This is a genomic window from Pseudomonas sp. TR47, assembly GCF_044143025.1.
GTDB lineage: Bacteria > Pseudomonadota > Gammaproteobacteria > Pseudomonadales > Pseudomonadaceae > Aquipseudomonas > Aquipseudomonas putida_E.
The window spans coordinates 235027-247661 of the sequence record NZ_JBHFCS010000001.1 but is presented as its reverse complement, the minus strand read 5'-3'; the positions used below and the strand labels follow the sequence as shown (position 1 = coordinate 247661).

At 61.5% G+C, this 12635-nt stretch carries 11 protein-coding genes; 1 reads left to right on the top strand and 10 read right to left on the bottom strand.

Annotated features, from left to right (window positions below):
* Window positions 1-36: 36 nt before the first annotated feature.
* The 5 genes from ACEWE8_RS01165 to metG form a co-directional block, all read right to left on the bottom strand.
* Window positions 37-1116 (bottom strand): polyamine ABC transporter substrate-binding protein, encoded by a 1080-nt coding sequence (locus ACEWE8_RS01165; protein ID WP_046784466.1) that lies wholly within the window; start codon window positions 1114-1116, stop codon window positions 37-39.
* Window positions 1117-1168: 52 nt separating this feature from the next.
* Complete coding sequence (locus ACEWE8_RS01160) at window positions 1169-1510, bottom strand: cupin domain-containing protein (protein WP_039604408.1); 342 nt, start codon at window positions 1508-1510, stop codon at window positions 1169-1171.
* Between the two features lie 32 nt (window positions 1511-1542).
* The gene (locus ACEWE8_RS01155; RefSeq protein ID WP_039604407.1) at window positions 1543-2949 is read right to left on the bottom strand and encodes an FAD-binding oxidoreductase; all 1407 of its coding nucleotides are present in this window, start codon (window positions 2947-2949) and stop codon (window positions 1543-1545) included.
* A 64-nt stretch (window positions 2950-3013) separates the two neighbouring features.
* Window positions 3014-3823 (bottom strand): nuclear transport factor 2 family protein, encoded by an 810-nt coding sequence (locus ACEWE8_RS01150; RefSeq protein ID WP_046784465.1) that lies wholly within the window; start codon window positions 3821-3823, stop codon window positions 3014-3016.
* Window positions 3824-3923: 100 nt separating this feature from the next.
* The gene (metG, locus tag ACEWE8_RS01145) at window positions 3924-5474 is read right to left on the bottom strand and encodes a methionine--tRNA ligase (RefSeq protein ID WP_052750390.1); all 1551 of its coding nucleotides are present in this window, start codon (window positions 5472-5474) and stop codon (window positions 3924-3926) included.
* A gap of 443 nt (window positions 5475-5917) precedes the next feature.
* Here metG and ACEWE8_RS01140 point away from each other — a divergent pair, with 443 nt between their 5' ends.
* Complete coding sequence (locus ACEWE8_RS01140; protein ID WP_012316112.1) at window positions 5918-6805, top strand: hypothetical protein; 888 nt, start codon at window positions 5918-5920, stop codon at window positions 6803-6805.
* Between the two features lie 211 nt (window positions 6806-7016).
* On the opposite strand, the gene ACEWE8_RS01135 is transcribed toward ACEWE8_RS01140, so the two are convergent.
* The 5 genes from ACEWE8_RS01135 to ACEWE8_RS01115 all read right to left on the bottom strand — a co-directional run bounded on the left by ACEWE8_RS01135 (window position 7017) and on the right by ACEWE8_RS01115 (window position 12583).
* A complete protein-coding gene (locus ACEWE8_RS01135; RefSeq protein ID WP_046784464.1) occupies window positions 7017-7985 on the bottom strand; it encodes a peptide ABC transporter ATP-binding protein in 969 nt (322 codons plus the stop codon).
* Window positions 7985-8953, bottom strand: a complete 969-nt coding sequence (locus ACEWE8_RS01130) for an ABC transporter ATP-binding protein (protein WP_046784463.1) — start codon at window positions 8951-8953, stop codon at window positions 7985-7987. The genes ACEWE8_RS01135 and ACEWE8_RS01130 overlap by 1 nt, the downstream gene beginning before the upstream one ends.
* Before the next feature lie 10 nt (window positions 8954-8963).
* Window positions 8964-9890, bottom strand: a complete 927-nt coding sequence (locus ACEWE8_RS01125; RefSeq protein ID WP_012316109.1) for an ABC transporter permease subunit — start codon at window positions 9888-9890, stop codon at window positions 8964-8966.
* A gap of 10 nt (window positions 9891-9900) precedes the next feature.
* On the bottom strand, window positions 9901-10911 hold the full coding sequence (locus tag ACEWE8_RS01120) for an ABC transporter permease subunit (RefSeq protein ID WP_012316108.1): 1011 nt from the start codon (window positions 10909-10911) through the stop codon (window positions 9901-9903).
* Window positions 10912-10987: 76 nt separating this feature from the next.
* The gene (locus ACEWE8_RS01115) at window positions 10988-12583 is read right to left on the bottom strand and encodes an ABC transporter substrate-binding protein (RefSeq protein ID WP_046784462.1); all 1596 of its coding nucleotides are present in this window, start codon (window positions 12581-12583) and stop codon (window positions 10988-10990) included.
* Window positions 12584-12635: the final 52 nt, after the last annotated feature.

Sequence of the window (12635 nt, the reverse complement as noted above, 5' to 3'; positions counted from 1 at the left end):
CCTTGTGTCGCGAAAGGGCCGCAAAGCGGCCCCATTTCAGTTCCCCGCCTTGATACTGGTCCAGATGCGCGTACGAATGCGGTCGATCTTGGCCGGCATCGCCTCCAGCGCATACAGCTTGCCCATCATCTCTTCGCTCGGATAAATCATGGTGTTGCCCTTGAGTGCCGGGTCCACCAGAGCGTCGGCCTTGAGGTTGCCGTTGGCGTACTGCACATGGTTACTGATATTGGCCATCACCTGTGGCTGCAACAGGTAATTCATGTAGGCATAACCCGCCTTCTCATCCGGTGCATCGGCCGGCATGGCAACCATGTCGAACCACATCGGTGCGCCTTCCTTGGGGATCGAATAGCCGACCTTCACCCCGTTCTTCGCTTCATCGGCGCGGTTTTTCGCCTGCAGCACGTCACCCGAGAACCCTACCACCACGCAGATATCGCCATTGGCCAGGTCACCTGTGTACTTGGAGGAATGGAAGTAGCTGATGTACGGGCGCACCTTCATCAGCAGTTCCTTGGCCTTTTCGTAGTCCTTCGGGTCTTTGCTGTGGTGCGGCAAGCCCAGGTAGTGCAGGGCGATGGGTAACAGTTCAGGGCCGTTGTCGAGCACGGCGACCCCACAGCTCTTGAGCTTGCTCATGTACTCGGGCTTGAAGATCAGGTCCCACGAATCCACCGGGGCGTTGTCACCGAGCACGGCCTTTACCTTGTCGATGTTGTAGCCGATGCCGGTACTGCCCCACAGGTACGGGAAACCGTACTGGTTGCCGGGGTCGTTGACCTCCAGCGCCTTGAGCAGCACCGGGTTGAGGTTGTTCCAGCCGGGTAGCTGCGACTTGTCCAGCTTCTTCAGGGCCTTGCCCTGAATCTGTCGGGCCATGAAGTGGTTGGAGGGGAACACCACGTCGTAGCCTGAGTTGCCGGTCATCAGCTTGCCGTCGAGGGTCTCGTTGCTGTCGTACACGTCGTAGGTCGGGTTGATGCCGGTGGCCTGCTGGAAGTTCTTCAACGTGTCGGGGGCCACGTAGCTGGACCAGTTGTAGATCTTTACCGAGTCGGCGGCATTGGCCACGCTGGCGGCCAGCATCAGGGGTGCGAGAAGGAGGGTACGCATGTCGGGTTTACCTTGCTTTGTCTGTTGTTTTCGAAGGCAGGCGATCAGCGGATCAGAAGATCAGAACGTAGGTCTTGCGCACGGTTTCCTGGATATCCCAGATGCCCATGCTGTTGGCCGGTAGCATCAGTGCGTCTCCGGCTTCTATGTGAAGGGGCTGGCCACCGTCGGGTGTGAAGGTGCAGCGGCCCTTGATGAAGTGGCAGAACTCCTGCTGCGCGATCTGCCGCCGCCAGCGCCCGGGCGTGCATTCCCAGATGCCGGTTTCGACGCCATCGCTGCGTTCCACGCAGGTGACCGAGGTCACTGCCACGGGTTCGCCAAGCGGCACCGCGACCGGGTTGGAGCTTTCCAGCACGGCGCTTTCGGTGTGTTTGAACTGGGTGATGCTCATTACCGTTGGATCCTGTGTGGGTGAAAGGGAAGTCAGTGCATGAAGCCTTCCATGAAGTCCGCCAGCGAGCTGGCCAGGCGCCGCCGCCATGGCACGGTGGCGGGGTTGGCGAGGGTTCGGTCCTCGTGCACGAAGCTCTGGATGATCGCGTTGTAGCCCAGCCAGCGGCAGGGCTCGGGCGGCCAGCTGGCCAGGCTCGACAGCGGACGGTTGTCGAGCACCCAGGGTTGCGCGGTCAGTTCGTTGTGCTGGTTGAGGATCAGCGCGGCCAAGGTGCGCCCACCGAGGTTGGTGGCGCCGACACCTTCACCGCCATAACCGCCGGACAGGGCAATACCGCGCTGGCGGTCACACAGCATGTGCGGGCGGAAGCGCCGGGCCATGCCGAGGTTGCCACCCCACGAATGGGTGATGCGCACATGCTTGAGTTGTGGGAACAGCTCACTGAACAGGTAGCGGCGCAGTTCGACTTCGGCCTCTGTCAGGGTGAAGTCTTCGCGCAGCCTGCCGCCGAAGCGGTAGCCGCCGCGGGCGCCGAACACCAGGCGGTTGTCGGCGGTGCGCTGGCCATAGGTGACCTGGCGGCTGCTCTCGCTGAAGGCCTGGCCTTGTGACAGGCCGATCTGCTCCCAGGTCGATTCGGGCAGGGGCTCGGTGGCCACCAGCAGGCTCTGCACCGGCAGTTGATGCTTGCCCAGCGGTGGCAGGCTGGCGGCGTAGCCCTCCACAGCAGGGACCATCCACTGGCAGCGGATGCGCGCCAGGGGTGCCCGTACTTCACCGGGCTGCCAGTCGACGGCGGGGGTGTTCTCGTAGATCGGCACGCCCAGCGCTTCAACTGCCCGGGCCAGGCCACGCACCAGCTTGGCCGGTTGGATGGTCGCGGTATGCGGGCTGTAGATCGCGCCGTAGGCGTTGCTCACGCGAAGCTGGGCGTCCAGTTGCTCGGGGCGCAGCCAGCGGTAGTCATCCTCGGTCATGCCCTGGCGGTAGAGGTCATCGAGGTAGGCACGCAGGCTGCGCTCCTGTTCCGGGTAGCGCGCGGCGCAATACAGCACGCCGCCTTTGCGGTAGTCGCAATCGATGCCTTCGCGTTGCAGCACGCGGTGGACTTCGTCGGGGATGCCATGCAGCAGGTCGATGCTGGCGCGGCGTTGTTGCGGCGACAGGGTGGCGAGCAGGCGGTCTTCACCGAGCATGTTGCCCATCAGCCAGCCGCCATTGCGCCCAGAGGCGCCAAAGCCGGCAATGTTGGCCTCGATCACGGCGATGTTCAGCTGTGGCGCCTGGCGCTTGAGGTAGTAGGCGGTCCAAAGCCCGGTGTAGCCAGCGCCGATGATGCACACATCGACGTCGAGGTCTTCGCGCAGGGCCGGGCGGGCGCACAGCGGCTCTTCAAGCTGGTCCATCCACAGGCTGAGCGTGCGCAAAGGTTGCATCGGGTTCGGCTCCACATCCGTCAAGGTCTGTGGGCGATCCTAGTGGCGTTCAGCGCTGGCTGTCTTACGTGCGTGCACGCAGGGAAATTTGCTTCAGATAGGCCTTGGGCGTAAGCCCGGTGTGTTCGCGGAAGCACTTGTAGAATGCCGACAGGGAGTTGAAGCCCGCGCTGAACGCCAGGTCGTCGATCGGCGCCCCGACCCTGTCGTCATCCAGGCTGGCCATCAGGTGCTGCAGGCGGGCCTGGTTGACGTAGCGGTAGAAGCTTTGCCCCAGCACCTGGTTGAGCAGGTAGGAGATCTGGTTGCGGCTGTAGCCACTGGCATCGGCCACCTGTTGCAGGTCCAGTTCCGGGTCAAGGTAGGGGCGCTGGCGCTGGAAGTAGTGCTCCAGGTCCTGGGCCATGGTCGACAGCTGTCGCGGCGAAAGGCCCAGGCGGCTGACGGCTGGGCGCGGGCCGCTGCTGGCAAGCCCCTGGCTGTTCTGCCGGACCAGGGTGGCGTACTCATTGACCCGCCAGATCAGCCCGTCCTTGACCGTGATCGCTTCGCTGGACTGAAACGCCACCAGGCCTTCGCCGCCCTGCACCGTGACCTGGTACTGGATGAATGCCGTGCTGCCGTCAACGCGGATACGGTCGCCATGGACGATGTCCTCGCCTGCCTGGTGGGGCAGGCAAGCGCGGACATAGTCACGCAGCGCGTCGTAACCGAGCACGCGGTTCTGGAAAAAATCGTGGTATTGCACGTCCGGGTGATAGAGCGCAATTACCCCGTCGAGGTCGCGATGCTTCCAGCACAGGTGGTAGCGCAGCACGGTTTCGGCGGTGATCGGAGTTTGTTCAGGGCCGTCCGATAATTCATTCAATGTCATTCAGCGATAGTGCCGAGGCTTGCAACGTCAAGCAAGAGCCAACTGAATCTAGCATTTTAAGCCGCATTCCCAGAGGCTGAAGTCTCTGGGGGCTCGGGTATTACTCAGCTTCCTGATAGCGGGGGAACAGTACTCGAGTTTCGTTGATGCGAAATCCCGGTGCTACCGAGCGACCATGATAGAAGTTGGGGGACTGGCCGGCATCTAAGCAGCCCAGGTTTTGCAGCAACTCGGCCATGCTGACGGGCATGACTGGCCACAACGTAAGCGCGCCATGGCGTAGGGCTTCCAGGCAATCATGCAGGATATGACCTACGTATACGAGGTTTTCAGGCTGCTTGACTAGCCGGTAGGGCTCGGTGAGGTTCACGTACTGATCGATTGTACGAAAGATTGTGAGTGCTGATGCAATCATCTTGTCGTATTGGAATGCTTGGGCCTTTTCTCGGGACGATAGGCTAAGCTCTCTGATGGCCTTGGAGAAATCGCTGGCAACAGCCGATTTTGCGGGTACGATACCCTCAAAATAGCGATTGACCATTCCTATGATTCGACTGAAACAATTTCCCACGGTATTGGCGAGGTTCGCGTTGTAGCTTTCTATGAGACGCAAATGCGCAAAATCCGAGTCGCTGGCGCCCACTGGCCCCGCGCTGGCGAGATAGAAACGAATGCTGTCCACCCCAAATTTTTCACAGTAATGGCGCAAAAGGTCGGTGCCTACGAAATTGCCCATGCTTTTCGACATCTTTTCGCCTTCGCGTATCCAGAAACCGTGGGCGAGGATGTTGCGTGGCAGATCCAGCCACTGGTTACCCTCTACCTGTTTCAGGGCCAGCAACATGGCAGGCCAGATTACGGCATGGAACCAGAGGATGTCCTTGCCAACCACCTGGAGTGTCGCCGGCCAGAGGTGACGACGCTCTAGGGTGTCGATTGCGGTAAGGTAGTTGAACAGTGCGTCGACCCAGACGTAAACCACATGCGAAGTGTCGCCGGGAACATTGATTCCCCAAGCGTCGGCGTTATGTCTTGAAATAGGGATGTCGCTGACTCCATCTTGTATCCTTGCAACGATTTCAGCACTACGGCTAGCTGGATGAATTCTCAGTTGACCGGTGTCGAGCAGCGCTAACAATTGCTCTTGGTAGCGACTTAGGCGAAAGAAATAGTTATTTTCACTGCGCTGAATCAGAGGCTTTTTATTGATTGGTGACTTGTATTCATACTGCTTTGCCTTGGTATCGGATATGTATTCCTCTTGGCCCGCGTCATACCAGCCTACATACTCACCTAAATAAACATCCCCGGTAGTCATAAGCTGTTCAATACGTTTGCGTACAGTTGCCTTGTGACGGGGTTCGCTGGTCCTGATGAAATCATTGAAGTCGATATTGAACATTGTGAATGCTTGACGAAATGCATCGGCATTGTTCTGTGCCCATGTTTCTACAGGCACTTCTTGAGCTCGCGCTGCTTCTATTACCTTGGTCGAGTGTTCATCCGTCCCGGTCAATAAGAATGACTCATTATTTTCGAGCTGCGCCGTGCGAGCTCCGATATCGGCGAGCAGGGTTGAAAATACATGGCCAATATGTGGGGCGTCATTCACGTAGTAAATGGGAGTTGTGAAATAGCGAGTTGATCTCATTGCCTACATCCGGGGGAGGTGGAATAAGGCAAGGTAGCGGGTAGGGTGAACATAGTAAATAAACAGAATGTTTAGATTGCTTCGTATGATTTTTCCTATAAAAGCTCCTATATGCGCTTCTGTGGGTTGTTCACAGGCAGTTGGTGGCGCCCGGGCGCTGTATGAGCCTGCAGCATGCACTTCTCGATACCGCACCTCCCCGACACTCCGTTAAGGACCTTACTTTCATGGCCTGCTTCTTAAAATCGCCGGGTCGGATCTTCGCGGGCGTTGCATAAACCCTGAGTGGTGAGCCTCGATTCGGGTGTTTTGCACGGTCCTAGGACGCACGCTTGAGCTAAGCCATTGATTTGGCAGCATGTCATTTTTTGACACAACTGGCACAGCCTCTGCACCGATTACAGGGCAATGGACCTGTTATCAACAATAAAGGCGAAAACCTCATGATTCCCTCTGCCGACTACCCGCATGTCGATTCCCAGAGCCGCTCAGGCGTGTCCTGGGCGGCCATCTTCGCCGGGGCAGCCGCCGCGGCGTCCCTTTCACTGATCCTGATGGTACTGGGTGCGGGGCTCGGCTTTGCCGCTACCTCGCCTTGGGCCGATGAAGGCGCCAGCGCCAAGGCACTGGGCATCTCGACCATCATCTGGCTATTGCTGACCCAGATTCTTGCTTCCGGGCTGGGTGGCTATATTGCCGGGCGCCTGCGGGTGAAGTGGGCGAACCTGCACGGTGACGAGGTGTACTTCCGCGACACGGCGCATGGTTTTCTCGCCTGGGCAATCGCCACCCTGGTAGCGGCGATGCTGATCGTGAGTACCGCCGGGGGGCTGGCCAGTGCCGGTGTGCAGGCGGGCGCGAATGCCGTGGGGGCCGCAGCCAGCATGGCGCCCAAGCCTGACGCCAATGGCTATTTCGTCGACAGCCTGTTCCGCAGTGATGGCCCGGCGCCTGTGAGTGACGACGCCGCCAATGGCGTGGCCGCACGGATTATCGCCAGGTCCATTGCGCAGGGGACGCTCGCCGAAGATGACCGCGCTTACCTGGCGCAACTGGTGGCCCAGCGTACCCGCCTGAGCCAGCCTGAAGCCGAAGCACGCGTAGACCAGGTGTTCGCCCAGGTCGAGCAAGCCAAGGTCGAGGCAAAAAAAGCAGCCGACACCGCAGCCAAAGTGGCGGCATGGACCGCGCTGTGGACCTTCGTTGCGCTGTTGTGTGGGGCTTTCTTCGCCAGCCTGGCAGCCCTGTACGGTGGTCGCCAGCGTGATCGCGTGATGTGGCTGGAAGGGGAAGGGGTTGATTACACCGCGCGTCGTACTGTTCAACGTTGAGTAAGGAGAAACATCATGCGCTCATTACTGCTGTGGATGCTTGGGGTGCCGATTCCGGTGATCATTCTGATCGCGATATTCATGCATTGAGTGGTTGGGGCCGCTGTGCGGCCCATCGCCGGCAAGCCGGCTCCTACAGGTACATCACCGTTCTCAGGAGCAGTGAACTACCTGTGGGGGCCGGCTTGCCGGCGATTGAGGCTATGCCGACCTAAAGAAACTGCTCGGCATAGTGACAGGCGACTTGCCTGGTCCCGACCTGGCGAAACGCCGGCACTTCAACACCACACCGTTCCGTCGCATACGGGCAGCGTTTGTGAAATGCGCACCCATCCGGCGGGTCGAGCGGGTTGGGCAGCTCGCCGGCGATGCGGATCTTGGGCTTCAACGGGTCCGGGTGGATCGCCGGTGTCGCTGAAAGCAGCGCCTGGGTGTACGGGTGCAGCGGCTTTTCGTAGATATCTTCCTTCGGCCCCATTTCCGCCGGCCGGCCCAGGTACATCACCAGCACCTGATCCGCCACGTGGCGTACCACTGCCAGGTTGTGGGAGATGAACACGTAGGCCGTGTTGAATTCCTTCTGCAGGTCCATGAACAGGTTCAGCACCTGTGCCTGGATCGACACATCCAGCGCCGAGGTCGGTTCGTCGGCCACCAGCACTTTGGGTTGCAGCATCATCGCCCGGGCCAGGGCGATGCGCTGGCGCTGGCCGCCCGAGAACATGTGCGGGTAGCGCTGGTAATGCTCAGGCCGCAACCCCACCTGCTCCATCATCTTCTGCACTTTTTCGCGCCGCTCGGCCTTGCTCAACGAGGTGTTGATCAGCAGCGGTTCGGCCAACTGATCGCCGATCTTCTGCCGTGGGTTGAGCGAGGCATAGGGGCTCTGGAACACCATCTGGACGTCGCGGCGCAGCTGTTTGCGCTCGCTTTTGCTGGCGCCTTTGACCTCGGTGCCGTCGATCTGCAACGAGCCGGAAGAGGGCTCTTCGATCAACGTCAGTGCGCGCGCCAGCGTGGACTTGCCGCAACCCGACTCACCTACCACGGCCAGTGTCTTGCCAGCTTCCAGCTCGAATGACACGCCATTGAGTGCGCGCACCAAGGCATGGCCCTTGAACAGCCCGCGGGACACTTCGTAATGCCGGGTCAGCTCCCGTGCGGTTAGAACGACGCTCATCACGCCACCTCCTGGTTCAGCGGGTAGAAGCAACGCACCAGGCTATGGGCCTGAGGGTCAAGGGGTGGGCGTTGGCGCCGGCAGTTGTCCTGCACGTACGGGCAGCGTGGCGACAGCAGGCAGCCGTCCGGGCGGTCGTACCGGCCAGGGACGATGCCCGGCAGCGTGGCCAGGCGTTCGGCGCCGATGCTGTGTTCGGGGATGGCCGCCAGCAGTGCTTCGCTGTAGGGGTGCGCGGGCACGTCGAACAGCTCTGGCACCTGGCCCACTTCCACAGCTTGGCCGGCATACATCACACAGACGCGTTTGGCGGTTTCGGCGACCACGGCCAGGTCGTGGGTAATCAGGATGAGCGCCATGTTGCGCTCTTTCTGCAGGTTGACCAGCAGTTCCATGATCTGCGCCTGGATGGTCACGTCCAGCGCCGTGGTCGGCTCGTCGGCGATCAGCAGCTTGGGCTCCCCGGCAATCGCCATGGCGATCGCCACGCGCTGGCTCATGCCACCGGACAGCTGGTGCGGGTAGGCGTCCAGGCGGCTTTCGGCAGCCGGGATCTCGACCTTTTTCAGCAGCTCCAGGGCACGCTGGCGCGCGGCTTTGCCTTTGAGGCCCAGGTGCTGGCGCAGCACTTCTTCGATCTGGTAGCCCACGGTGTAGCTGGGGTTGAGCGCGGTCATCGGGTCCTGGAAGACCATGGCGATGTCCTTGCCCACCACCTTGCGCCGCTGGCGGGAGCTGAGTTTGAGCATGTTGGTGCCGTCGAAGGTGAGCGTATCGGCGGTGATGCGCCCGGGGGCCTCGATCAGGCCCATCAGGGCCATCATGGTGACCGATTTGCCCGAGCCGGACTCACCGACAATGGCCAGTATTTCACCGGCGTCCACCGCCAGGTCCAGGCCGTCCACCACTGGGACTGCATTGGCGTCGCCGAAGCGCACGCTCAGGTTGTTGATCTGCAACAGTGACATGGCGCTCTCCTCAGGCGGCGTTCTTGAGTTTCGGGTCCAGCGCATCGCGCAAGCCGTCGCCCATCAGGTTGATTGCCAGCACACTGAGCAGGATGGTCAGGCCGGGCAGGCTCACCACCCACCAGGCGCGCTCGATGTAGTCCCGGGCCGAGGCGAGCATGGTGCCCCACTCCGGGGTCGGCGGTTGTACACCCAGGCCCAGGAAGCCCAGCGCAGCGGCGTCGAGGATGGCCGAGGAGAAGCTCAAGGTGGCCTGCACGATCAGCGGTGCCATGCAGTTGGGCAGCACGGTGACGAACATCAGCCGTGGCAACCCGGCGCCAGCCAGGCGTGCGGCGGTCACGTAGTCGCGGTTCAGTTCACCCATCACCGCAGCGCGGGTCAGGCGCACGTAGGACGGTAGCGACACGATGGCGATGGCGATCACTGTGTTGATCAGGCCTGGGCCGAGAATGGCGACGATCGCCACGGCCAGCAGCAGCGACGGCAGGGCCAGCATCACGTCCATCAGGCGCATGATCGACGGACCAAGGAAGTGCGGGAAGAAACCGGCCAGCAGGCCCAGCAGGATGCCCGGGATCAGCGACATCACCACCGACGACAGGCCGATCAGCAGCGACAGCCGGGCGCCCTGGATCAGCCGCGAGAGCAGGTCACGGCCCAGTTCGTCGGTGCCGAGGATGAATTGCCAGGTACCGCCTTCGAGCCATACCGGCGGGGTCAGCAGGAAGTCACGGTATTGTTCGCTTGGGTCATGCGGCGCCACCCAGGGCGCGAACAGCGCACAGAACACCACCACGCACATGAAGGCCAGGCCCATCACCGCGCCCTTGTTGCGCGAGAAGGCGTGCCAGAACTCTTTGTATGGCGAGGGGTAGAGCAGGCTTTGGTCCACCGGGCTGGCCGGCGTCACGGATTTCGGAATCGGGCTAGTCATGGCGAAGGCCTCAGCGCTGATGACGGATGCGTGGGTTGGCCAGACCGTAGAGGATGTCCACGACGAAGTTGACCAGGATCACCAGGCAGGCGATCAACAGGATGCCGTTCTGGACCACGGGGTAGTCACGGGCGCCGATAGCTTCGATCAGCCATTTGCCGATGCCCGGCCAGGAGAAGATGGTTTCGGTCAGCACCGCACCGGCCAGCAGCGTGCCGACCTGCAGGCCGAACACGGTCAGCACCGGGATCAGCGCATTGCGCAGGCCGTGCACGAACACCACGCGGGCCGGTGACAGGCCTTTGGCGCGCGCAGTGCGAATGTAGTCTTCGCGCAGCACTTCGAGCATGGACGAGCGGGTCATGCGGGCGATTACCGCCAACGGGATGGTGCCGAGCACGATGGCCGGCAGGATCAGGTGCATCACCGCATCCTTGAACGCGCCTTCTTCGTCACTGAGCAGGGTATCGATGAGCATGAAGCCGGTTTTCGGCTCGATGTCGTACAGCAGGTCGATGCGCCCGGAGACCGGCGTCCAGCCCAGGCTCACCGAGAAGAACATGATCAGGATCAGGCCCCACCAGAAAATCGGCATCGAATAGCCGGCCAGGGAGATGCCCATGACCCCGTGATCGAACAGCGAGCCACGCTTGAGCGCAGCGATCACGCCGGCCAATAAGCCGACGATGCCGGCGAACAGCAGCGCGGCAAAGGCCAGTTCCAGGGTTGCAGGGAACAGGGTGAGGAACTCGCTCCATACGCTTTCACGGGTGCGCAGCGACTCGCCCAGGTCACCCTGGGCGAGCTTGCCCACGTAATCCAGGTACTGGACCGGCAGTGGCTTGTTCAGGCCCAGGCGCTCCATGGCCTGGGCGTGCATCTCGGGGTCGACCCTGCGCTCGCCCATCATCACTTCCACCGGGTCGCCGGGGATCAGGCGTATGAGCGCGAAGGTCAGCAAGGTGATGCCGAAAAACGTCGGTATCAGCAGGCCCAGGCGCCGGGCAATAAAACTCAACATTGTCAGGGTTACCTCATCAGCCGTTGTACGGCGGTGCCGCCGTTGCCCGTGTGGGTTGCCGGCGGTCGTTGTTGTTCTACTTCACCTGGGTGGTGGCGAAGTTGTTGTTGGTCAGAGGGTTGATCACATAACCCTCCACGTTGTCACGCATGGCAGTGAACATCTTCGGGTGCGCCATGCTGATCCAGGGCTGGTCGTCATCGTACACCTTCAATGCCTCGGCATAGAGCCTGGCACGCTCGTCGTTGTCGATCACCTCACGGGCGCGGGTGATCAGGTCCTGAAACTTCGAGTTGCACCAGCGCGCGTAGTTCTCGCCACTTTTGACCGCATCGCAACTGAGCAGGGGGCTGAGGAAATTGTCCGGGTCGCCGTTGTCGCCGGCCCAGCCGGTGGAGACCAGGTCGGCCTCACCGTTTTTCGCCCGGCGCAGCATCTCGGCCCACTCCATCACACGGATGTCCAGCTTCAGGCCGATTTTGGCGAGGTCGGACTGGAGCATTTCCGCCGACAGCCGTGGGTTGGGGTTGGTCGCGCCGCCGCCATTGCGGGTGAACAGCGTGATGACCGTGCCTTGCGGCACCCCGGCCTGCTGGAGCAGTTCACGGGCCTTGGCCAGGTCACGGGGTGGGTTCTGGTTGGCACTGTTGTAGCCGATCATGGTTGGCGGGTAAGGGTTTACCCCCACCAGCGCATTGCCCTTGCCGAACAGCTGGTCGACGTGGGTCTGGCGGTCGAAGGCCATGTTGATGGCTTTGCGCACGCCCACATCGCTGAGGTATTTGTGCTCGGTGTTCATGGCGATATAGCCGGTGACCAGGGCCTCGATTTCGGCGACCTTGAGCTTGGGATCAGCCTTGATCGACGCCACGTCGTCCGGTTTCGGGTAAAGCGCCACCTGGCATTCATTGGCGCGCAGCTTCTGCAGGCGCACGTTGCTGTCGGTGGCGATGGCGAAGATCAGCGAGTCGGCCGGCGGCTTGCCGCGGAAGTAGTCCGGGTTGGCCTTGAAGCGCACTTGGGCGTCCTTGTTGTAGCGCTGGAAGATGAACGCGCCAGTGCCGATCGGTTTGCTGTTGAGGTCGCCGGTCTTGCCTGCCTTTAGCAACTGGTCGCCGTATTCGGCGGAGTAGATCGAGGTGAAGGCCATGGCCATGTCACGCAGGAACGGTGCTTGCGGGCGGGTCAGGGTGATGACCACGGTGTGGTCGTCGGTCTTGTCCACCGATTTGAGCAGGTCCTTGAAGGCCATGCTCTCGAAATACGGGTAGCCGACGCTGGTTTTGTCGTGCCACGGGTGGTTGGGGTCGAGCTGGCGGCGCAGGCTCCATAGCACGTCGTCGGCGTTGAAATCGCGGGTCGGTTTGAAGTAGTCGGTGGTGTGGAACTTCACTCCTTGGCGCAGGTGAAAGGTGTAGGTCAGGCCATCGGCCGAGATGTCCCAGCGTTCGGCCAGGGCTGGCTGGATGTCGGTGGTGCCGGGCTTGAAGTCGACCAGGCGGTTGAACACCGTCTCAGCCGAGGCATCGGCGGTGACCGCCGTGGTGTATTGAACGATGTCGAAGCCTTCCGGGCTGGCTTCGGTGCACACCACCAGCGGCTTGGCCGCCAGGTTGCCGGCGGCGCCGAGGATGACCGCTGCCAGGGCAGCGCGTAGCGGTAGCGATGTCATGTGTCCTCCTTGCTTGCAATGATTCCAGCGTAGCCGCCCGGGCCCGCACTGA